General features: G+C 58.0%; 17 protein-coding genes and 6 pseudogenes. 14 read left to right on the forward strand and 9 right to left on the reverse strand.

The genetic code is table 11. The annotated features are described in order from the left end of the window. Nucleotides 1-269: 269 nt before the first annotated feature. The 3 pseudogenes from CDH48_RS17410 to CDH48_RS17415 form a co-directional block, all read right to left on the reverse strand. Nucleotides 270-1208: pseudogene (locus CDH48_RS17410) on the reverse strand (IS5 family transposase); the annotation flags it as partial. A 186-nt stretch (nucleotides 1209-1394) separates the two neighbouring features. After that, a pseudogene (locus CDH48_RS19735) lies at nucleotides 1395-1516 on the reverse strand (IS21 family transposase); the annotation flags it as partial. 181 nt (nucleotides 1517-1697) lie between these two features. Further along, nucleotides 1698-2678: pseudogene (locus tag CDH48_RS17415) on the reverse strand (ABC transporter permease). Between the two features lie 500 nt (nucleotides 2679-3178). Between CDH48_RS17415 and pcaF the strand changes: the two are divergent. From pcaF to CDH48_RS19740, 5 genes and pseudogenes are all read left to right on the forward strand, one after another. Continuing rightward, nucleotides 3179-4364: pseudogene (pcaF, locus tag CDH48_RS17420) on the forward strand (3-oxoadipyl-CoA thiolase). 30 nt (nucleotides 4365-4394) lie between these two features. Then, nucleotides 4395-5144, forward strand: coding sequence for an electron transfer flavoprotein subunit beta/FixA family protein (locus tag CDH48_RS17425; protein ID WP_100690008.1), 750 nt, complete (start codon nucleotides 4395-4397; stop codon nucleotides 5142-5144). Then, complete coding sequence (locus tag CDH48_RS17430) at nucleotides 5145-6074, forward strand: electron transfer flavoprotein subunit alpha/FixB family protein (protein WP_100690009.1); 930 nt, start codon at nucleotides 5145-5147, stop codon at nucleotides 6072-6074. A 330-nt stretch (nucleotides 6075-6404) separates the two neighbouring features. Next, nucleotides 6405-6530, forward strand: coding sequence for a hypothetical protein (locus tag CDH48_RS19620; RefSeq protein ID WP_264754779.1), 126 nt, complete (start codon nucleotides 6405-6407; stop codon nucleotides 6528-6530). 1129 nt (nucleotides 6531-7659) lie between these two features. Continuing rightward, entirely contained in the window at nucleotides 7660-7878 is a 219-nt protein-coding gene (locus CDH48_RS19740; protein ID WP_100690011.1) for a GGDEF domain-containing protein, read from the forward strand. A 145-nt stretch (nucleotides 7879-8023) separates the two neighbouring features. Here CDH48_RS19740 and CDH48_RS17455 read toward each other — a convergent pair whose 3' ends face one another. The 5 genes from CDH48_RS17455 to CDH48_RS17475 form a co-directional block, all read right to left on the reverse strand. Further along, on the reverse strand, nucleotides 8024-8521 hold the full coding sequence (locus tag CDH48_RS17455) for a MarR family winged helix-turn-helix transcriptional regulator (RefSeq protein WP_084354671.1): 498 nt from the start codon (nucleotides 8519-8521) through the stop codon (nucleotides 8024-8026). An 83-nt stretch (nucleotides 8522-8604) separates the two neighbouring features. Continuing rightward, nucleotides 8605-9744, reverse strand: coding sequence for a cyclohexanecarboxyl-CoA dehydrogenase (gene aliB, locus CDH48_RS17460; RefSeq protein WP_100690012.1), 1140 nt, complete (start codon nucleotides 9742-9744; stop codon nucleotides 8605-8607). A 24-nt stretch (nucleotides 9745-9768) separates the two neighbouring features. Next, complete coding sequence (locus tag CDH48_RS17465) at nucleotides 9769-10551, reverse strand: enoyl-CoA hydratase-related protein (RefSeq protein ID WP_100690013.1); 783 nt, start codon at nucleotides 10549-10551, stop codon at nucleotides 9769-9771. Nucleotides 10552-10596: 45 nt separating this feature from the next. Continuing rightward, nucleotides 10597-11364: an SDR family NAD(P)-dependent oxidoreductase gene (locus tag CDH48_RS17470; protein WP_100690014.1), complete on the reverse strand. Its 768-nt coding sequence runs from the start codon at nucleotides 11362-11364 to the stop codon at nucleotides 10597-10599. Between the two features lie 36 nt (nucleotides 11365-11400). Further along, the gene (locus CDH48_RS17475) at nucleotides 11401-13065 is read right to left on the reverse strand and encodes an AMP-binding protein (RefSeq protein WP_100690015.1); all 1665 of its coding nucleotides are present in this window, start codon (nucleotides 13063-13065) and stop codon (nucleotides 11401-11403) included. A gap of 219 nt (nucleotides 13066-13284) precedes the next feature. Between CDH48_RS17475 and CDH48_RS17480 the strand changes: the two genes are divergently transcribed. The 8 genes and pseudogenes from CDH48_RS17480 to CDH48_RS17505 all read left to right on the forward strand — a co-directional run bounded on the left by CDH48_RS17480 (nucleotide 13285) and on the right by CDH48_RS17505 (nucleotide 19339). Beyond that, complete coding sequence (locus CDH48_RS17480; protein WP_100690036.1) at nucleotides 13285-14061, forward strand: enoyl-CoA hydratase; 777 nt, start codon at nucleotides 13285-13287, stop codon at nucleotides 14059-14061. A gap of 23 nt (nucleotides 14062-14084) precedes the next feature. Continuing rightward, nucleotides 14085-15281, forward strand: a complete 1197-nt coding sequence (locus CDH48_RS17485; RefSeq protein ID WP_100690016.1) for an acyl-CoA dehydrogenase family protein — start codon at nucleotides 14085-14087, stop codon at nucleotides 15279-15281. 9 nt (nucleotides 15282-15290) lie between these two features. Beyond that, complete coding sequence (locus tag CDH48_RS17490; protein WP_100690017.1) at nucleotides 15291-16445, forward strand: acyl-CoA dehydrogenase family protein; 1155 nt, start codon at nucleotides 15291-15293, stop codon at nucleotides 16443-16445. Nucleotides 16446-16488: 43 nt separating this feature from the next. After that, on the forward strand, nucleotides 16489-17670 hold the full coding sequence (locus CDH48_RS17495) for an acyl-CoA dehydrogenase (RefSeq protein ID WP_100690018.1): 1182 nt from the start codon (nucleotides 16489-16491) through the stop codon (nucleotides 17668-17670). Nucleotides 17671-17771: 101 nt separating this feature from the next. Then, a complete protein-coding gene (locus CDH48_RS19745; RefSeq protein ID WP_198515525.1) occupies nucleotides 17772-17981 on the forward strand; it encodes a TRIC cation channel family protein in 210 nt (69 codons plus the stop codon). Beyond that, nucleotides 17978-18118 (forward strand): hypothetical protein, encoded by a 141-nt coding sequence (locus CDH48_RS19265; RefSeq protein WP_198515526.1) that lies wholly within the window; start codon nucleotides 17978-17980, stop codon nucleotides 18116-18118. The genes CDH48_RS19745 and CDH48_RS19265 overlap by 4 nt, the downstream gene beginning before the upstream one ends. A 158-nt stretch (nucleotides 18119-18276) precedes the next feature. Next, a pseudogene (locus tag CDH48_RS19270) lies at nucleotides 18277-18563 on the forward strand (IS3 family transposase); the annotation flags it as partial. Nucleotides 18564-19012: 449 nt separating this feature from the next. Next, complete coding sequence (locus CDH48_RS17505; RefSeq protein WP_100690019.1) at nucleotides 19013-19339, forward strand: histidine triad nucleotide-binding protein; 327 nt, start codon at nucleotides 19013-19015, stop codon at nucleotides 19337-19339. Nucleotides 19340-19572: 233 nt separating this feature from the next. On the opposite strand, the gene CDH48_RS19750 is transcribed toward CDH48_RS17505, so the two are convergent. Next, complete coding sequence (locus tag CDH48_RS19750) at nucleotides 19573-20031, reverse strand: group II intron maturase-specific domain-containing protein (protein ID WP_100690020.1); 459 nt, start codon at nucleotides 20029-20031, stop codon at nucleotides 19573-19575. Between the two features lie 413 nt (nucleotides 20032-20444). Here CDH48_RS19750 and CDH48_RS17515 point away from each other — a divergent pair. Beyond that, a pseudogene (locus tag CDH48_RS17515) lies at nucleotides 20445-21638 on the forward strand (IS110 family RNA-guided transposase). The last annotated feature ends 341 nt before the right edge of the window (nucleotides 21639-21979 follow it).

Genomic DNA, 21979 nt, shown 5'->3' on the forward strand with positions numbered 1-21979 from the left:
CAAGATACAACGACGATCCCAAACCTTTTATCTGGCGCAAAACAGCGGATCAAATCATTGCATCAATCGCTCGTCTTTCCGATAAGCTGAATAATAAGACGAACTTTTGTTAAGGCACATTAGGGAAGGTCTGAATAACCGGTGATTTTTGCCGATGTTGTTTCAAAACAGCAAAAATCGGGAATTGCAGACGTTTTTTCCCCGTTATTTGTATGTTTCTTGCCTGTTCCCCGCCATTTTGACGGAAAACAGGTGCACTCGCCTTCCGCCAGCATGTATTTTTCACCGATCAGCAGGTTGCTGAACGCAGCCAGCAAATGAAGCCGGTTGTTGTGCTTGGCAAGGCCCCGATAGCGGACTTTGTTGTAGCCGAAGACCTGCTTGATGTAACGGAAGGGATGTTCAACTTTGGCACGAACACTGGCTTTGATTTTCTCGGCTTTTAGCTTGTCGGCATCCAGCTTCTTCCGAGTACCAGGCCTTTTGGCAATGAACCAGGAGACGTTCTCGCGGTGCTTATGCTCATCCCGCTTTTGAACGCCAAGGTAACCGGCATCGCCGAAGACTCGTTGCTCCTCACCATGCAACAGCTTGTCGGTGGGCACGATGTCGTGAACATTGGCAGCGGTGGTATCGATGCTGTGAATCAGGCCCAGCGTGTCATCGACACCGATGTGCATCTTCATACCGAAGTGCCATTCGTTGCCCTTTCTGGTCTGGTGCATCTCCGGGTCGCGCTTGCCGGTGCTGTTTTTGGTGGAGCTGGGAGCAGAGATAATGGTGGCATCTACAATGCTACCTTCACGCAGCATCAGGCCGTTTTTCTCCAGGTGTTTGTTCACCTCTTTAAACAGCGCCTTGCCAAGACCATGCTGCTCCAGGAAATGCCGGAAGTTGAGAATGGTCGTCTCGTCCGGCAAGCGATCCAGCTTCAGGCCAGCGAAGTGACGCATGGATTCGATCTCGTAAAGAGCGTCTTCCATCTCCGGATCGCTCAGGTTATAGAACAGTTGCGTGCAGTGAACTCGAAGCATGGCAGGCAGCGGATACGGAGACCGACCGTTCTGGCCCTTGGGGTAATAACGGGCTAACTTCTTTTCCAACTGCTTCCAGGGAATCAGCTTGTCCATCCGTTCCAGAAAGATCTCGCGACGGGTCTTGCGCTTTTTGTTCTGGTACTCGGCTTCGGAGAAGGTGATCTGATCCATGGTGGCAACGAATCCTCTGCAGTTGGCGATGGCCATATTATCGCTGATTTTGAGACTTATTGAGAGTCTCCTTAGGCATCTATATATTTCAAGCGGCCCTTTTCTCCCGCCACTGGTCATACCCCTCCAGGGCGCTTTGAATGGCCGCTCCGGACCTTTTCGATCCGGGGGCTTCAGAGCCTCTCCCCGCAAGTATTTGCGCGCGGTATTCCGTGCCCCCCCCCCCCCAGCTTCCGGCTAATGGCTCGAATACTCATACCCTGCCGGGATAAAATCTTGATTTCCATAATGGCTTCCTTTGTCAGCATGGGCCGCCCTCCTGTCGAGTCGGCCCTTATTAAAACAAAGGTGGGTCAGTAATTTTGACCGTAAAGGGTCAGTTTCCTATGTCCGGTGACACTAGCCCTGTTTCCCCTTGAAGGCGAAACCACCTCCTTGAAAACGAGCCTGGTGGCGCCAGCGAGTCAACGCTGGCTTTTGTTACGTGCTTCAGCCCATTGTGCTAAGCGTCCTCCGAAAGCGGGTCAGAGTAAAGCCAAAAAGGGTGGCCCCGATAACAGCGATGGCCAGGAACTGCGGCCAGACGGTTGTGAGGCCCGCGCCACGGTAGAGAATCGCCTGGGCCAACATCACGAAATGCGTGTTGGGCGTGGCCAGCATGATGTACTGGACGGCATCCGGCATGCTCTCCCGCGGTGTCGAACCGCCCGAAAACATCTGCAGCGGCAGTAGCACCAGCATGAGTAGCAATGTGAACTGGGGCATGGAGCGGGCGACGGTGCCCAGGAATATCCCCATGGATGTGGTGGCGAAAAGATGCAACGCCGCCCCGACCAGGAAAAGCGAAAGCGAGCCCTGGATCGGTACGGACCGCCAACCCTGCACCACCGCGGTCAGTGCGAAGGCGGTGGCGGCAAGGACCACCAGGGCCATGGCGCACACCTTGCTGCTCATGATCTCGAACGGCGTGACCTGCATGACAGCACCGAACCAGGATTTATTGAGCTGGGGATTGAAGCGCGCCCGCAGCGCCAGGTCCACCGGCAGCTCCGGAACCTCGCGGTAGCGCTGAACGAAGGTGCGCACCTCATCGTTCACGATGGTCTGGATATAGCCGCTGCGGGCGAACGCCTGACTCATCGACGTTGAGCTGAATCGTGGGCCGCCTCCCTATCAGCAGGTCGCGCTGGAATTCCGGCGGGATATCCAGGGCAAAGGTGTCGAGCCCGGCATCCATGCGGGTGTCCATCTCAGCCTGATTGATGATGTCCGTTGACAGGCATGAAATAAGGCGCTGACGATGCGCCAGGACAGCGGCGAACGATCCTCGTTCACGACTGCGATCGGTGCCTTGTTGAGAGTCTCCGGCATGGCTGTGGCCGCGGTGTAGACAATCAGCAGCATGATCGGGTCGCGCAACAGGCTGCGGAACTCCTTGACACCAAGATAATCAACGTTGGCAAGATGCATGGCTAACGCTCCTGCTTCTTGAGCAGCGCCCAGGCAAGCCCGATCAGGATCGGCGGGGCCAAGGCCAGCGGGAGAAAGGCGGCGTGCACGTCGGAGAAGTTGACTCTACCCACATGTAACCTCACGCGGTAAGGTCAGCCAGTGAGTGGCACGCTCTAGCAGATGATTTCTCAGTAAAAGCTTGACCTCGCAATCACCTATGATCAATAAAAAGAACAGGCACTTACGGTACTCTCCATTGGCCGATGAACAATTTTTTTGGTTGCACCGCCGGACACAGGAATTTTCAAGCGAAACTCGATCAGTCTCGACAAGGTTCTGTTTGACTCCGACAAATAGTGGCCACTTTCCGATTGCCAACCAATCTATGCAATAAAGGCATAGATTTTATCGAAATTATCTAATTGCAGGGTTATTCCCTCCCCTGCTATTTTCTATTCTTCATTTTATTCTAAAACACGCGCGCTGCTGATTTCAGGCTTAAATGAGGTTTTAAAGTAATGAATGTCTTTCTTTGCCATCCGCGCCGTTCGGCTATCGGCCGCTTCAGCAGCACTCTTGCCGGTGTGCGCCCGGACGACTTAGCCGCCCATATTCTTAGGGCCGTGCTTCAGGAAGCGCCGGAGTTGGATTGGGTAGCCATCGACGAAGTCATGATGGGCAGCGTCAACCAGACTGGCGAAGACAACCGCAACGTGGCCCGCATGTCCGCGTTGCTTGCTGTTTTGCCCATTTCCGTACCCGGTACCACCCTCAACTGGCTATGCGGTTCCGGCATGGACGCTGTGGGCACTGCTTTCCGCGCCGTCCGCGCTCGTGAGTTGGACCTGGTTTTAGCAGGCGGCGTGGAATCTATGTATCGAGCCCCCTATGTCCTAGGCAAGGCGGACTCAGGCTTCTCTCGGGATCAAAAAATCGAAGACACCAACATCGGTTGGCGCTTCGTAAACCCCCAGATGAAGGAACAGTACGGCATCGATTCTATGCCGGAAACGGCCGAGAGCGTTGCCGAACAATTCAACATTTCCCGAGAAGACCAGAATCTGTTCACCTTTCGCTCCCAGCAGAAGGCTACTCGAGAGCAACAACAAGGTGTGTTCGCCCAAGAAATCGTACCGGGGTCCATCCCGCGCCGAAAGCAGGACCCGCTGGTCTTTGATACCGACGAGTATCCCCGCAGCACCATGCTGGAGAAGCTCGCTTCGCTATCCACACCATTTCGAGAAAACGGTTGTGTGACCGCCGGCAACGCCTCCGGCGTCAACGACGACGCAGCGGCGATGCTAGTCGTAAGTAAGGCAGCTGTAAAGCAAACACAGACTCGAGCCCATGGAGAAGATCCTCGGCATGGCAGCCGCTGGTGTGGATCCTCGCACTATGGCTATTGGGCCTGTGCCTGCAGTACAAAAACTGATGGAGAAACAGAATATCACCATCGCCGACATCGACGTGATCGAGCTAAACGAAGCCTTTGCCGCTCAAGGCCTGGCGATTTTGCGTGAGCTAGGGATCGCCGATGACGCCCCCGGAGTAACCTGAACGGAGGCGCCATTGCCCTCGGCCACCCGTTAGGCATGTCGGGCGCCCGCCTGCTGATGACTGCCGCTCACCAGCTGCAGCGCAGCGGAGGATATGCCCTGTGCACAATGGTGTGTGGGTGTGGGTCAGGATATTGCTTCTGATTGAAAGTGTTTGAAGAAAATAAAAGGGTGAGAGATGAAGGTTCTGGTCGCTGTAAAACGAGTAATCGACTACAACGTAAAGGTGCGCGTCAAGCCGGACAATACCGGTGTTGATCTCGCCAACGTCAAAATGGCAATGAACCCTTTCTGTGAAATCGCTGTTGAAGAAGCGGTTCGCCTGAAAGAGAAGGGTGTTGCCAGTGAAATCGTGGTGGTTTCCATCGGCCCCAAGGCCTGCCAGGAGCAAATCCGTACCGCTCTGGCTCTGGGAGCCGACCGTGGTATCCACATCGAAACAGACGAAGAGGTTCAGTCTCTCGAAGCGGCCAAGCTGCTGAAGTCTGTGGTCGAGAAGGAAGAGCCCAAACTGGTCATTCTCGGCAAACAGTCCATCGATTCCGACAACAACCAGACCGGCCAGATGCTGGCTGCGCTGACCGGCATGGGGCAGGGTACGTTCGCCTCCGAAATGGTTGTTGAAGGCGACAAGGTAAACGTGACCCGTGAGGTTGACGGCGGCCTGATGACCGTCGCCCTGAACCTGCCAGCGGTAGTCACCACCGATCTGCGCCTGAACGAGCCGCGTTATGCTTCTCTGCCGAATATCATGAAGGCCAAGAAGAAGCCGCTGGACTCCATGACCCCGGCAGACCTGGGTGTTGAGCTTGCTCCGCGTCTTTCTACCCTGAAGGTAGAGGCTCCGGCCTCTCGCCAGGCAGGTGTGAAGGTTGCTGACGTAGCTGAGCTGGTCGACAAACTGAAGAACGAAGCGAAGGTGATCTGAATGAGCATCCTTGTAATTGCTGAACATGACAACAGCGAGCTGAAGCAGGCCACCCTGAACGTTCTGGCTGCTGCCAAGGCCATCGGTGGCGACATCGACGTACTGGTTGCCGGCGAAAACTGCGGTGCCGTAGGCGAAGCAGCGGCGAAGGCCGAAGGCGTTAGCAAGGTACTGGTTGCGGACAACGCCGTGTATGGCCACTTCCTGGGTGAGAACCTGGGCGAGCTGGTTGCCGAAGTAGGCAAGGGTTACAGCCACATCCTGGCCGCCGCCGGTACCATTGGCAAGGACTTCATGCCGCGCGTAGCCGCGCTGCTGGGCGTTGCCCAGGTATCCGACATCATGCGTGTGGAGTCCGAAGACACCTTCGTTCGTCCGATCTACGCCGGTAACGCCATTGCCACTGTTAAATCCACTGACAGTATCAAGGTCATCACGGTTCGCCCGACGGCCTTTGATCCGGTTGCCGGTGAAGGTGGTTCTGCCACCGTCGAAACCCTGGACATCGTCAAAGACGCAGGCCTGTCCCAGTTCGTGAACGAAGAGCTGGCCAAGTCTGACCGTCCGGATCTGGCAAGTGCCGGTATCGTGGTTTCCGGTGGCCGTGGTATGCAGAACGGCGAAAACTTCAAGATGCTGGAGCAGGTAGCTGATCTGATGGGTGCCGCTGTTGGTGCGTCCCGCGCCGCGGTCGACGCCGGCTTCGTACCCAACGACATGCAGGTCGGGCAGACCGGCAAGATCGTTGCGCCACAGCTGTACATCGCCGTTGGTATCTCCGGTGCCATCCAGCACCTGGCCGGCATGTCGGATTCCAAGGTGATCGTTGCGATCAACAAGGACGAGGAAGCTCCGATCTTCCAAGTGGCCGACTATGGCTTAGTCGCAGATCTATTCGAAGCGATTCCTGAACTGCAGCGAGCATTGTAAAGCCTTATTGTTGGGTGATGGGCGAAAGCCTAGTTTTGTGCCCCTCCTTGGGGGGGCTTTTCGGTGCGCACGGCATGGGCGCACTCCTGGGAGTGCAAGTCCTCCCGTGAGCAGGCCACAGCGAGCGAAATGAAGCGCAACTGCGGAAGGGTGACCGACCGTGGGGAGGAAGCGTAGATCGTAAACCGTGAGCCGATGAACAAGAATCGGATATGTGGCGCTGCCGAGCAGGGCGAGCGGTAGTGAAGAACGTCCTGTAATGGGACGGGAGCGAAAGGGTTGACTTATCCCGCCTGTGACGTGGGCGCAACCCTGCGGGGGAGGACGCTCATGAACCAGGCCAAACCCTTTCCCATCACCAAGCGTCAGGTGTGGGAAGCATACAAGCGAGCCAAGGCCTACAAAGGCGGGGCAGGTGTTGACAGTCAGTCGATCGAGGACTTTGAAAGGGTCTGATCAACAACCTCTACAAGCTCTGGAATCGTCTGGCGTCGGGCAGCTACCTACCGCCACCTGCCAAGCGGGTCGTTATCCCGAAGAGCGATGGCAAGACCCTGCCTCTGGGTATCGCCGCAGTGTCGGATCGTATCGCCCAGATGGCGGTCAAGCAGGCCCTGGAGCCGAGGTTGGAGAGACACTTCCACCCGAATTCCTATGGGTATCGGCCAAACAAGTCCGCGCACCAGGCACCGGCACAGACCCGGAAGCGCTGGATTTTGCTCTATCTGGAGCGCTGGCTGACGGCCCCCGTGATGATACCGGATGGCGAGGAAACTACCCGGTGCAGAGTTTTGACTTCCTGGGCTATACCTTCCGCCCTCGGAGTGACAAGTCATTGCGCGATCTGGCGAATATGTTCAATGCGCGAATCAGGGGGCATCGCCGGCGGGCCAGCCATTGGCTGGACGTAATTGCCCGGCAGAACCCTCGGCTGTTTGCGCACTGGCCGCTGTTGTATGGATAGGGTTGGATAAGAGGAGCCGTATCAGCTGAGAGGTTCACATACGGTTCTGTGAGCGCCTCGGGGGGGGGGGGGGAGTAACCCAGGGAGACTCGACGCAACGTTTACGTTCGCAGTCCGAAAGCCGGTGAGCGTTTGATGTGGCTGTTGCGACATTGTTACGGAAAACTGCGCCTGAAGATCAACGACTCTAAAAGCACAGTTACCCTGCGTGTTCGGTCGAGACCACCTACCGGGAGCTTTTGCGTAAGCGCAAGCCCCTGGGTTTGCGGAATTGGTGGCGGCCTTGAGTCGCCGCTGGTGGCATAATAGCCCGTCTGCGATCCATAGTGTGCTAACGATTGCCTATTTCAACCGGTTGAGTGTGCTGCGTCTCTCATGACACCTCAACTCCCCGAACCGTTCGGTGCGGCCCCGCTTGCCGGGCGATGTGGGAAGGGGGTAGCCTCATGGCCCCCCCCTATCCCGATTATAAGAGGAATCCGGAGCCAGATTTCCGCCATCGTTATTATCCTGCGGCAGATTAGGTTGGCCTGCGGAAGTTACACTCTGGCGATTTATCAGGAATTGTCTGAGCAGCGATACCTTGTGGTCGGGCTACGGAACGCACTGGATCAGGAGTGATTGCCCGCCCGGACAGATCCTCTCACGTCCATTGCTAACATCCAGAGCTTTCGGGCAGGGCTTGAACGCTCCATCAAACGTCTTTCTCGATACGATCAGCATTTCACGCTAATCAGTATTGATCTGGAAAATTTCAAGCCGATTAACGATGACTACGGCCACGCAGAGGGGGCAAAGTGCTCAAAGTCGTGGGGGTACTCTCAGGTCCGGCCTTCGTAGCGGCGACTTCCCGGCACACATCGATGGCGATGAATTTGCGGTGTTGCTCCCTGATACGGATTTCGACGCGGCCAGGAAGTTCATACCGCGACTGGTCGAGACCTTGGAGAACAAGATGATTTGGTCAAGCGGGCTGAGTGAGGCGTTATTCGGCTTCGAGATTCTCAGTATCATTATGTTCTGGGACGGTCGATTCCAGCGAAACGTCAATAAGTTCGTGCTGAAGTTTTTTCAGAAGGTGAAGCAGGCTGACGCCGTCGTCAAAACTCATCCCTCGCATGGCCTGTCGGTAAAACTCCGCAATAGTATCTTGCAGTCGGTACCAGAAAGTCCGACCAGATTCGGTCAGTACTACCAGTCGAGCCCGGCGGTCTTGGGGGTCCGGTATCCGAGTGACATGCCCATCCCTTTCCATTCGTTTGAGGACGCCATCGAGGCTTTGGCGACTGACGTAAAGGTACTCTTTCAGTTGATGGAATGAGGTGCCGTCTTCGAATCCTTCTCGAGACAATGCACCCAGTACCGCCCATTGCACAGCACTGATGCCCATCTCATTCTGAACCTGGCGCTGCAAAATGTTTCCAGTCTGGAACAGGCGAAAAAACAGCCGGTTGGGTATGCCTCCGGATTCGTTGACGATCATTTGTGCTCCTTTAGAGCTGTCCTGGTTTTCCGGCCAGGGCAGACTATCTCCGGCACCCCGAATCGCGGAGGACATGGGGCGCATCACCTGGGAAGGTATTCGCGCACAATGATATTTTTCATGATCTGCGCAGTACCGTCACCAATCTGCAGGCCAAGGACGTCCCGTAACCTTTGGGCAAACGGCAGGTCCTCACCCCAGCCGGTATGACCGTGGGCCAGCAGGCACTGTTTCACCACATCAAAGGCCAATTTTGGCCCCCACCATTTATTCATGGCGGCTTCGGCGTTATGGGGCTGGTTGTTGTCCTTGAGCCATAGTGCGTGGTAGCACTGCATGCGCGCAGCATGAACATAGGTCTGGTATTCAGCCAGCGGATGAGTCAGACCCTGGAACGCGGACAGGTTCTGGCCGAAGGCGGTTCGCTCGGTCAGCCATTGCCAGGCTTCCTCCAGGGATTGTTGCGCGACGGCCAGGCACTGCAGGCCAATCAGGGCGCGGCTATAATCAAAGCCCTGCATGACCTGTTTGAAGCCTTTACCCTCGTCGCCCATCATGTTGACGGCGGGCACTTCCACGTTATCGAAGAAAATCGAGCCGCGACCGATAGCACGCTGGCCGTTGTCCTCAAAACGGGTCGTGGTGATGCCCGGCGTGTTCATGGGCACCAGGAACGCGCTGATGCCGGAGGCGCGTTGTTCCACCGTGCCGGTACGGGCAAAGACCACCGCCACGTCGGCCTGGTCGGCCATAGAGATGGAGGTTTTCTCGCCGTTGAGCACGTAAACGTCGCCCTTCTTCTCTGCTTTGAGGCGCAGGTTGGCGGCGTCGGAGCCACCGTGGGGTTCGGTCAGGGCGATGCAGGCCACTTTCTGGCCGCTGGTCATGCCGTGCAGCCACTCCTTCGCCAGGTCCGGTGCAGCGTGGCTGGCAATGATCTGACCGTTCAGGGAAGTCAGCAGCGGGATATAACCGACATTGAAATCCCCTTTGGAGATTTCCTCAATGATCAGGCCACTGGTAACGCAGTCCATGCCGCTGCCCCCGAATTCCTCGGGCAGCTCGCCGCCGAGCAGGCCCATCTCGCCGAGCTGGCGGATGACATCCTTTTCGATAACCCCTTCCTGGTCGCGCTTGCGATAACCCGGAGCCAACACCTCGGCGCTGAAGCGGGCCACAACGTCGCGTATCGCGTTCTGTTCTTCATTAAATGCGAAATTCATGGTGATCTCCGGGCGATCTGGCCGTTACTTGTAGTACTTGCGAAATTCTGGCTTACGCTTTTCCTTGAAGGCCTTCACGCCTTCTTTGGATTCCTCGGTGTCGTAGTAAAGGCTCAGGGCCTGCATGCCGAGGGCGCCGATGCCGGCAATGTTGTCGCTGTCGGCATTGAACGAACGCTTGGCGATGGTCAGGGCGGTGGGGCTTTTCTCGAGGATTTCCTCGCACCACTTCTGCACTTCCTCGTCCAGCTGCTCCGGCGGCACCACGGCGTTGACCAGGCCCCATTCCAGCGCCTGCTGGGCGCTGTACTTGCGGCACAGGTACCAGATTTCCCGGGCGCGCTTCTCACCGACGACCCGCGCCAGGTAGGCGGTGCCGAAGCCGGGATCCACCGAGCCGACTTTCGGGCCGACCTGACCAAAGACGGCGGTTTCCGAGGCAATGCTCAGATCACAGATCACGTGCAGCACCTGGCCGCCGCCGATGGCGAAACCGTTGACCCGGGCGATCACCGGCTTGGGTACTTCGCGGATGGTGCGTTGCAGCTCTTCCACCGGCAGGCCAATCAGACCGCGGCCGTCGTACTGGCCTTCGTGGGCGCCCTGGTCACCGCCGGTGCAGAAGGCTTTTTCACCGGCGCCGGTGAACACGATGACGCCGATGTCCTTGTTCCAGCCGGCGCGGTTGAAGGCGTCCAGCAGTTCCATGCAGGTCTGGCCTCGGAAGGCGTTGTAACGGTCCGGGCGATTGATGGTGATGGTGGCGACACCGTTGGTTTCGTCGTAAAGAATGTCTTCGTAGTTCATGATGCGTGCTCCTGATTCGTTCTCTTGATATGTGGAAAGGGCCGCTTAGCCGGCCATGGTCAGGCCACCGGACACGCTGATCACCTGGCCGGTAATGAAGTTGGCGTCGTCACTGGCGAGCAGGGCGATGATGCCGGGGTAGTCTTCCGGCTGGGCCAGGCGCTTCATGGGCACGGCGTTACGGAAGGCTTCCAGCAGCTTCTCCGGGTTCGGGGCGGTTTCCGCCACGCCCTTGAGCAGCGCGGTGTCGGTGGGGCCGGGGCAGACCACGTTCAGGCACACGTTCTTGGTGGCCAGTTCCCGCGCCACGGTCTTGCTGAAGCCCACCAGGCCGGCCTTGCAGGCGGCGTAGACGGATTCGCCGGAGGAGCCCACCCGGGCCGCGTCGGAGGCCACGTTGATGACCTTGCCACCGCCGGAGGCGATCATCTTCGGCAGCACCACGTGGTGCATGTTCAGCGCACCGGTGAGATTCACTGCAATCAGCTGGTCCCAGAGTTTGGGCTCGGTCTTCAGGAACGGCATGAAGCGGTCGAAGCCGGCGTTGTTCACCAGCACCGTGGGCACGCCCAGATCGTTTTCGATGGCCGCCACCGTCTCGGAAATGGCCGCATAATCGGTGATGTCGGCGGCGTAGGCTTTGGCCTTGCCACCGGCCTCGGTGATCAGATCCACCGTGGCCTGGGCTGTGGCTTCGTCACGGTCCAGGACGGCCACCAGGCTGCCTTCCTCGGCAAAGCGCCGGGATACGGCGCGGCCGATGCCGCCACCACCACCGGTAACAATGACTGTTTTTCCGTTAAGGCCTTTCATGGGTTGTTCTCCTGTTGCTCAGAGTAATGGGTCGGGTCAGGCGCGTTTGGCCGGTTCCAGGCGCACTTCTTTCGCCTGTTCCCGCAGTTTGAATTTCTGGATCTTGCCGGAGGCGGTGCGAGGCATGGCCTCGATCACTTCCAGGTATTCCGGCAGGTAGTTCTTGGACAGTTGCTGTTTGATCAGGTAGCTCTTGAGCTCGTCGAGGGTCAGGTCGGTGGCGTTCTCGTCGAGGGTGACATAGGCGCACAGGCGCTCACCCAGGCGCTCGTCCGGGCAACCCACCAAAGCCACATCGGTAATGCCGGGGAACTTGTAGAGCAGGTTCTCTACCTCAACCACGGGGATGTTCTCGCCACCGCGAATCACCACGTCCTTGGTGCGACCGGTGATGCGGATGTAGCCGTCCTTGTCGATGCGTGCGAGGTCGCCGGTGCTGAACCAGCCCTCATCGTCCACGCCATAGAGTTCCGGTCGCTTGAGATAGCCGACAAACAGGCTGCAGCCTCGAAAGAGCAGATTACCTTCTTCTCCGGTCGGCAGTTCGTTGTCCTGAAAGTCGGTTACTTTTACTTCCGTGTAGGGTAGGGGCTTACCGTCGGATTGGCTGGCTCGCTCAGGGGGATCTTCCGGACAGGTCGTGGTGACTGCGCCGTTTTCGGTCATGCCCCAGGCTGAGACAATCTTTGCCTTCAGCACCTTGCCAGCTTGTTCAACCACGGCACTGGGGATCGGCGCGCCGGCGGAGACGAAGATCCTCAGAGAGTCCAGTTCGCCCTCGTGCTTGGGTGCGGTTTTCACCAGATCTGCCAGGAACGGCGTGGCGGCCATGGTGAAGGCCGGTTTCTCGGCGGCAATCACCTTGCAGACGTACTCGGCGTCCCAGATGTCCTGAAGGATAGCGGTGGTCCCCAGGTAAACCGGCATCATGATGCCGTACATGAAGCCGGTCTGGTGCGCGACCGGAGAGGCCATCAGAACCTTGTCATCGGAAGTCAGATGCAGCCGATCAGAATAGGGTCGTACGTTGGATAACAGTGTATTGGAGGTGTGCATCACCCCCTTGGGCTCGCCAGTGGTGCCAGAAGTGTAAAGGAGTTGGGTGGGGTCATCGGCGGTGGGTTGGTATTCGGCAAACAGGGCTTTGGTATCGAATTGTTCCTCCCATGGCGTCTCCAGCAAACGTTGTTCAAAGCTGCGCTCGCCCTCTCCGCCGATGACCAGCAGGGTTTCGAGATCCGGCAGCTCCCCGCGAATGCCGTCAATCATGGCCTCGTAATCAAAGCCACGAAAGATCTTTGGAATTACCAGCAGTTTGGTCTCGCCATGCTTGAGCATGAAGCGCAGTTCTCGCGCCCGGAAGATGGGCATCAGCGGGTTGAGAATGGCACCGACTCGGACGCAGGCCAGATGCAGGACGGTGGTCTGCCACCAGTTCGGTAGCTGGCAGGCCACCACCTCACCTTTCCCGATGCCCAGGGCCACCAGGCCCGCTGCCATGCGGGTGACTTTGTCATTGAGTTCCCGATAAGTGAGGGCGGTGCGGGTGTCGCTGGTGACCTGGTAGCCGACGATGGCTTCCCGATCCGGGGTGCTGGCGACTGCCTGATCCAGGTAGTCGGTAATGAGCTTGTCGTTCCAGGCGCCGCTTTCCAGCATGGCGGCACGGCGTTCCAGATTGAGAGTAATGCCTGTATCCATCTGATTCACCTGTTATGTCCGGTTTGTTTTTGTTGGGTGGCCTGACCGCAAAAAGAAGCAGGTCGTTGCCTTGTCAGTTTCAACATACGCCCTCTCAAAATAAAATGTCAACATGTTGCCTTAAAAAATATTCAGGTGTAGCCTCTGGAAATCGGACAAATAAGCTTCTATGACTTTCATAAGGAAGTAATAAGAAAAATACTGTTAGTGGAGATGGTTATGGAGTACAGCAACATATTGCTTGAAAAGCACGAGGCTGTGGCCCTGGTCAGACTCAATCGACCAAAGGTCTACAACGCGTTGAACAACGCGCTGATGAACGAACTGACTTCCGCTCTGGAAGTCCTGGAAGCGGATGAGGCCATCCGCGCCGTTGTCATTACCGGCAACGAGAAAGCCTTTGCCGCCGGCGCGGATATTGCCGAAGTCCATGCCCTGGACTTTTCCCGGGCCTACCGTGAGGGCTTCATCTCCGCCAATTGGGAAACTGTTACCCGATGCCGAAAGCCGGTGATTGCTGCGGTGGCCGGCCTGGCACTCGGCGGTGGCTGTGAGCTGGCGATGATGTGTGACCTCTTGATTGCCGCCGATAACGCCCGATTCGGGCAGCCGGAAGTGAAGATCGGCACACTGCCCGGGGCCGGGGGCACCCAGCGTCTGGCCCGGGCCATTGGCAAGGCCAAGACCATGGACCTGTGCCTGACCGGTCGGATGATGGATGCGCATGAAGCCGAGCGCAGTGGTCTGGTCAGCCGGGTGGTGCCAGCCGCCGATCTGCTAGAGAAGGCCTTGGTGGTGGCGGCAGAAATTGCCAGCTACTCGCAGATGGCCGCCATGATCAATAAGGACGCGGTGAACCAGGCGTTCGAGACCTCTTTGAGAGCGGGCGTTGATTACGAACGCCGGCTGCTGTGGTCCAGTTTTTCCAGCGAGGATCGCAACGAGGGTATGACTGCTTTTCTCGAGAAACGTCAGCCCCAGTGGAAGCACCGGTAACCTTTAAAAGCTCAGGAGCGATTATGGATATTCATTTTACCCCCGAAGAGCTGACTTTCCGCAGTGAGGTGCGGGCGTTTCTGGAACAGAACCTTCCGACCGACATTGCAGAGAAGGTCCGTTTGGGCCGTCGGCTTGCCAAAGAGGATCATCAGCGCTGGCAGAGGATTCTCAACCAGAAGGGTTGGTATGCAGTGAACTGGCCGGAAGAGTATGGCGGTACCGGCTGGTCTGTGGTGCAGAAGCACATTTTTGACGAGGAGTGCGCCGCCGCTGGAGCGCCCAGATTGGTGGCGTTCGGCGTCAACATGGTGGCGCCGGTAATCATCAAGTTCGGCACCCAGGCCCAGAAGGACTTTTACCTGCCGCGGATACTGCGCAGCGAGGACTGGTGGTGCCAGGGCTATTCCGAGCCCGGCGCCGGCTCCGACCTGGCCAGCCTGAAAACCCGCGCCGAGCGGGATGGCGATCATTACCTAGTCAACGGTCAAAAGACCTGGACCACCCTGGGCCAACATGCCAACCGGATCTTCTGCCTGGTTCGCACCGATCCTTCCGCCAAGAAGCAGGAGGGCATCTCCTTCCTGCTGATCGACATGGATACGCCAGGCATTACTGTGCGCCCGATCATCACCCTCGATGGTGAGCACGAGGTCAACGAGGTGTTCTTTGACAACGTTCGGGTGCCGGTGGAAAACCTGGTTGGCGAGGAGAACAAGGGCTGGACCTGTGCCAAGTATCTGCTCACCCACGAGCGTACTGGCCAGGCCGGTATCGGCCAGTCAAAAGCGGCGCTGGCACACCTCAAGCAGATTGCCAGGGCCGAGACGGTGGCCGGCCAACCACGGATTGACGATCCCCTGTTTCGCGCCCGGATCGCCGAGTTGGAAATGCGCCTGATGGCGGTGGAGATGAGCACCCTTCGCATTCTGGCTGCCACCCGCGATGGTGGGGTGCCAGGGGCGGAGAGCTCGTTGCTGAAGATTCAGGGTTCGGAGATTCGCCAGGCGATTACAGACCTGATGCGCAAGGCGCTCGGGCCGAACGCGCTGCCGTTCCTGGAGCCGGAGCTGGAACCCGACTTCCATGGCGAGCCGTTGTATCAGGATTACGGCGCGTCGCCGGCCAGCCAGTACTTCAATCTGCGCAAGCTGTCGATCTACGGCGGGTCCAACGAAATTCAGAAGAACATCATCGCCAAGCTGGTTCTGGAACTGTAGGAGGAGACCATGAATTTTGAACTGAACGAAGAGCAACAGATGCTGGCGGATACGGTCGAGCGTCTGGTCCGCAACACCTACAGTTTTGAGCAGCGGGAAGTATTTTACCAGAGCTCCCGGGGTTACAGCCCGGAGTTCTGGCGCCAGTTGTCGGAGCTGGGCATTACCTCGGTGCCAATCGCTGCCGAGTACGAAGGCTTCGGCGGCACAGGCGTGGAAAACATGCTGGTGATGAAGGAGCTCGGCCGGGGCCTGTGTCTTGAGCCGTACCTGCATTCCCAGATCTATGCTGTCGGCCTGGTTGAGCAACTGGGTTCCGCCGAACAGCGGCAGTCGATTCTGCCAGCGGTGGCGGCAGGCGAGCGTCTGTTGACGGTGGCCGACGAGGAAGCAGGTAGCCACTACCATCCAGAGGCGATTGAATGCCAGGCGGTGCCCTGTGAACGGGGCTGGCGTCTGAGCGGCCGCAAACGGGTAGTGATCGGCGGCGAGCTTGCCCACACCATCCTGGTCACTGCCCGGATGAGTGATGGTGAAGGTGTAAGCCTGTTTCTGCTGGACCCGGCGGCTGAGGGTGTTTCGCGCACCAGCTACCCCTGCATAGACGGCCCAAGGGCCTGTGATCTTGCACTGGCGGATGTCTACGTCGAGGCGGACAGCCTGCTCGGACCGGCGGGTAAGGCCGCGCCGGCGCTGGCCTATCAGCGTGGCCGTGCGGTTGCCGCGCAGTGCGCCGAGGCGGTAGGCAGTATGGAGGAGGCCTTCCGGCTGACTCTGGACTACCTGAAAACGCGCCAGCAGTTCGGCTCACCGATTGGCCGCTTCCAGGCGCTTCAGCACCGGATGGCGGAAATGCGCGGCGAACTCGAGCTGGCGCGCTCCATGACCATTCTTGCAGCCTGTGTGGCAGACGACCCGGATTCGGAAAGTCGCAGCCGACGGCTTGCCGCTGCCAAGTTCACCGTGGCCCGGGCGTCACAGCTGATTGCCGAGCAGTCTGTCCAGTTGCACGGCGGTATTGGTATGACCTGGGAATATTCATTGGCCCACCACGCCAAGCGCCTGGTGATGCTGACTCATCAGTTCGGGGATGACGACTTCCACCTCGGACAGTATTCGGCCCTGCTGGAGATACCCCGGCAGGCTTCACAGCAGGTGGCCTGACCACCCGCCATCAAGACAAGATCAACAATCGGAGACAACCGACATGGCCAACCAAGCAAGTTTCAACTGGGAAGACCCGCTGTTGCTGGACCAGCAACTGACCGAAGACGAGCGTATGGTGCGCGAGAGTGCTCGCCAGTTTGCCGAAAGTAAGCTCCGGCCCCGGGTGCTGGAAGCCTTCCGCAACGAACAGACCGACCCGGAGATATTCCGGGAAATGGGCGAGACAGGCCTGCTGGGGTGTACCATTCCCGAGCAATACGGCGGTAGCGGGCTGAACTACGTGTGTTATGGCCTGATCGCTCGCGAGGTGGAGCGGGTGGACTCCGGTTACCGGTCCATGATGAGTGTACAGTCATCCCTGGTGATGGTGCCCATCTACGAATTCGGTAATGAGGAAACCCGCCAGAAGTATCTGCCCAAACTCGCTTCCGGAGAATGGATCGGGTGTTTCGGGTTGACCGAACCAGACCATGGCTCCGATCCCGGCAACATGGCGACACGCGCCCGCAAGGTGGACGGCGGTTACCGCCTGACCGGCAGCAAGATGTGGATCACTAACAGCCCGATCGCTGATGTGTTCGTGGTCTGGGCCAAGGACGACGACGGCGCGATTCGCGGCTTTGTGCTGGAGAAGGGCTGGGAGGGCCTGACTGCCCCGGCGATTCACGGCAAGGTAGGGTTGCGGGCCTCGATCACCGGTGAAATCGTGATGGACGGCGTCTTTGTGCCGGAAGAAAACGCCTTCCCGGACGTGCGGGGGCTGAAGGGGCCGTTCACCTGCCTGAACTCCGCCCGTTACGGTATTTCCTGGGGTGCCCTCGGCGCTGCCGAAGACTGCTGGCACACCGCACGTAAATACGTGCTTGATCGAAAACAGTTCAATCGACCTCTGGCCGCCAATCAACTGATCCAGAAAAAGCTGGCAGATATGCAGACCGACATCACCCTGGCCCTGCAAGGCTGCCTGCGTCTTGGTCGGATGAAGGATGAGGGCACGGCGGCTGTCGAGATCACTTCCATCATGAAGCGCAATTCCTGTGGCAAGGCTCTGGATGTTGCCCGCCTGGCCAGGGATATGCTCGGGGGTAACGGCATAAGTGATGAATTCGGGGTGGCGCGACACCTGGTGAATCTGGAAGTGGTGAACACCTATGAAGGCACCCACGACGTGCACGCCCTGATTCTTGGTCGAGCCCAGACCGGGCTTCAGGCGTTCTTCTGATCTTTTGTGCAGGGGCCAATATAGGCATTGGCCCCTTTTAGTCAGCCCGGACGTTTGAGCAATAACTCGGCAAGTAGCGTCGGACACTCGACCCATGGCACGTGGCCAATGCCTTCCAGAATCAGCGGAGCCGTCTGTTTCCTGCAGGCTGCCGAACCGAATCAGCACAGCACAATCTCCCCGGCCATTGCAGCCAGGCCCTTGGTGGCGGAACTGTCCGGCACCTTCTTCTGGGTAACTTCCCGGTCACCTGGACCCAGCGCCCTCGCAATATCTATCTGACCATTACCGTGGCCCGGTCACCATCGTGATTGCTCTCTTCGTGCGGCATCTGCACCAGTTATTTCTTGTTTTGGATGCCATAGGTCAGGGGGCGTTTATGATTATTGGCTGCAATGTCGCGCCCAAACTGGGCTATGACAACATGGCGGTGATGGCAGGCACATAACCACCAGCTTTTTTAGCGGTACCATCAAGGATATCCCAAGTAACCGGACTCTGCAGGTGCTACGTCGCGAACTTTATACCAGCGTTTCACTGGTAGTTGCTTTTATGCACCTGACCTTGTTTCGTCAGAGCGTGGCCGAGAACGTAACCCTTCTTGCCGCGTTCAGCCTGGACTGCTGTAATCGTGAACTGAGGCGATACGTGGCGATGACCATTTGCATCACCGTCGAGAAGGTTCGGGACTTACTGTTGAAAAGTCTGGAATATTGCTTCGGCCAGTCTAAGCGTGTTCCGCAACCGCTGGAATGGCTGACGGACAACGGCATGGCTGAGACTTTCATGAGAGATTCAAATGGGACCATCCTTACCTGATCGATCTTCCTGATGCAACCACTGTAATGGCGAAGTTAGCGGAATGGAACGAGGACTATAACCGCAGCTACCCGCTGCGCCAGGACCGTCCTCGTGGCGATCGCAAAGTACGAGTTGCTACCGAGGAGATTGTGCGTTTGACGGCACAATCCTGTCCGGTCAATGTGATGCATTGGAGCACCCGTTCGATGGCAGAGCAATGACAAACACAAGTCCGGACACGGTCCGCCGGATTTGGCGGGCTCACGGGCTGAAGCTCTATCGTTTGCAGCGTTCAAGATCTCACGTGATTGGCTGGACGTTGGGCTGACCATGGGTCATTGAATACAGGATCACAACCATTAGCGCCATAGTCCATTCCCAGGCAGATGTTTTTCTGTTCGCTATAATCCTGTTTACGATGGCGATTGTGCGATAGGGAGCGTAGTTTTCACGTTTATGCTATCCTTGTCTCTGGAGCCGGAGTCAACCGATTCCCCCTCTGTGGTGTACTTATAGGCAGCTTTTAGGAGGAAAGAAACTTATGAGCGACTGTATCTTCTGTAAGATGATCGACGGCGAGATTAAGCCTGATATCGTACTCGAAACGGACAGCGTTTTAGCTTTTCACGACAGTAATCCGCAAGCGCCCACCCATGTTTTGATCATTCCAAAGCAACATATTCCGACCATGAACGATCTGGAGCCAGAAGATGTCCGGTTGATGGGGGACCTATCTCTGGCGGCGCGTAAGGTCGCTGAGAGGGAAGGGGTGTCGGGAAATTTTCGCACCACGATCAACTGCGGCAGGGACGGTGGCCAACTGGTGTTTCATCTTCATATGCACTTGCTAGGCTGGCCATCAGACTAGACATGCTGGATTGACCTACCCCATCATAATGCGCTCGACTGACGTGCTTTCCTTGGCTATAGGCATCAGTTCGGCGAATCGCTCCAACGGCGGCTGTTGGCATTTTCCCGTTTGATGGCAATGAATGGATCCATGCAGGCCTTTTCGCTAGCGGCGACATTTGTGGCACTGAAATACCCGGTCTCCGCGAGCAGTATGTCAGCTTTACCCAACGACTCCGGTTATGCGGCCAACTACATTAGCAAGCTTACCAAAGACAGGCCGTTGAACACCTTCTTTGGCAGTGCTAAGTTCATGTGGGGTGCGCCACTGTTCCACCAGGGTCCACGACCATTCGTGGCACCCATCCAGGCCCTCGGCTCGGTCAGGTTTAACCGCATCAGGTCGCGGGGCCGCCGTGTGCGGGCTCGTTTCCAGTGTAGCCAAAGGATCAACCGGAGTCGCCGCCGTAGCCAGCCATTCCGTGCTTCAAACGGTCGCTTCGACGCCGTCATACGATAGTACTTCACCCAGCTCCTGAGTACCGGGTTCAGCTTCCGGATGGTCGTCGTTAGCGATTGCTCGTGAGATCGCTTGAGCAGAGGACTCAGCTTGGCCACGAAGGCCCGTCGCCAAGGAAGATCCACGGCGCTTTTCGCCGTGTTCACCGTCAGGCGCAGATGAGCTTCCAGGAAGGGGGTAATGCTGGTCATAACCCGATGGCCGGCTCGTTCGCTTCGGACATAGAGGTTGCGTCGAGTCGCCCCGGGGGGGCTGCCTTATCCCCAGCTCGCTTCCCACCACCTCTCTTAAAGGCAGCAGTAGTGGGCGGTTTGGAGCCTCCGCCTGTACAGTGGTTCCGAGGCCCCTCCCTCATCTCGTGTGCAGCATGGCTACGCAGCAAGCTTGCGCTCGGCTGCGCGCCTTCGTGGCACACCATGGTCCGCGTAGCGGCAGAACCGGTATCCCCGGCGCTCGAGACATGATGTTTTGACCTGCCCGTCCTCAACGATCGTGGGTTATTGTTGAGGACGGAAAGAAACCAACAGCAGAGTCACCTTGAGGAGGACAGGTCATGAATGAGTTTAAACCAGAAGCGTCCCGAATCGATACTGTTGCAGGGAGGCTGGAACTACCCGGGCAGGAATGTTACGCCGCGTATGTGGGCCTGGATGTCCACAAGGAAACGATTGCGGTGGCGGTGGCGGTGGCGGTGGCCGAACCCGGTCGGCAGGAACCCTGCTCCGAAGGTGAGATTGCCAACCGCCCGACGATTGAGAAGCTCGTGCGGCGTCTGAGTGAGCGGTTTGGTGGTGGTGTTTTACAGTTTGTGTATGAGGCGGGGCCGTGCGGCTATGGTCTGTATCACCAGCTCGTCGGTACCGGGCATACCTGTGAGGTGGTGGCGCCATCGCGCATTCCCAAGGCACCGGCGGAGCGGATCAAGACGGACCGCCGGGATGCATTGAAGCTGGCCCGCCTTGCGCGCAGCGGCGATCTGACGCCGGTCTGGGTGCCCGGCCCGGAGCAGGAAGCGATGCGGGATCTGACCCGTGCTCGTGGCGATATGAAGTCGCAGGAACGCAAGGCCCGCCAGCAGCTGAGCGCTTTCGTGCTGCGTCACGGTCACGCCTGGCCTGCGGGCAAGAAGCGCTGGACGGAAGCCCACTACACATGGCTGGAGTCGCTGAAATTTACGCACGACTGGCAGTAGGTGGTACTGCAGGAGTATGTCGATGCGGTGAAGGCGGCGACACAGCGGGTGGCCGATTTGCGGACACAGATGGAACGGGCGTTGGCGCAGTGGTCCCTGGCACCGGTGGTGGAAGCCCTAGTCGCGCTGCGGGGGATCGACACACTGGCCGCCATGGTGTTGCTGGCCGAGTTGGGGGATATCTCCCGCTTCGACTCGCCCCGCCAGTTAATGGCATTTTTGGGGCTGGTGCCGAGCGAACACAGCAGTGGCGGGAGGCGTCGTCAGGGCGGCATCACGCTCACGGGCAATGGGCATGCCCGGCGGATGCTGGTCGAGTCAGCCTGGAGTTACCGCTTCCCGGCACGCCAGACGAAATACCTCAAGCGTAAGGCCGCCCCAGCGTCAGAGGCCGCGAAGGGTATCGCCTGGCAAGCCCAAAAACGGCTTTGCGGTCGCTACCGGGATCTCATTCAGGCGGGCAAGAACAGCAAACTGGTGTGTGTGGCGATTGCGAGGGAATTGGCAGGTTTTATCTGGGCGATCGTCCGGGAAGAAATACCGAGGGTTCGCGGGCCGCGAACGTCGGGTAAACGCCAATCCATCAACAGGCATAGGATGAGGTAAAGAGGCACGTTGAGTCAGAGCAGGGCCAGACCGGTGTGGAGAACCCTTGAGGACACTAAACCGGCAGTGGCCGGGAATCCGCCCAAAGGCGGTTCCGGTCGCTGATCCCTGCTACTAGAGAAAGGCCAGCTCCGCGACGTAGTGAAGTCAGGTCGGTAACCAATCCACGTATATCAGTATGATCCACCGTCGCAAACTGTCTGGCCCTACTCTGATCCAACGTGCTTAACCGGAGGTGCAACCATTTGACAGGTCAAAACATATCAGTGTCCCGATCCAGTTCGGTCAAGAGCACGTTGGAGAGCACGGGTGACAGGGGGCCCCCTTATGTCCAGTAAATG

It is taken from the genome of Marinobacter aromaticivorans, from assembly GCF_002806975.1.
Taxonomy (GTDB): Bacteria; Pseudomonadota; Gammaproteobacteria; order Pseudomonadales; family Oleiphilaceae; genus Marinobacter; species Marinobacter aromaticivorans.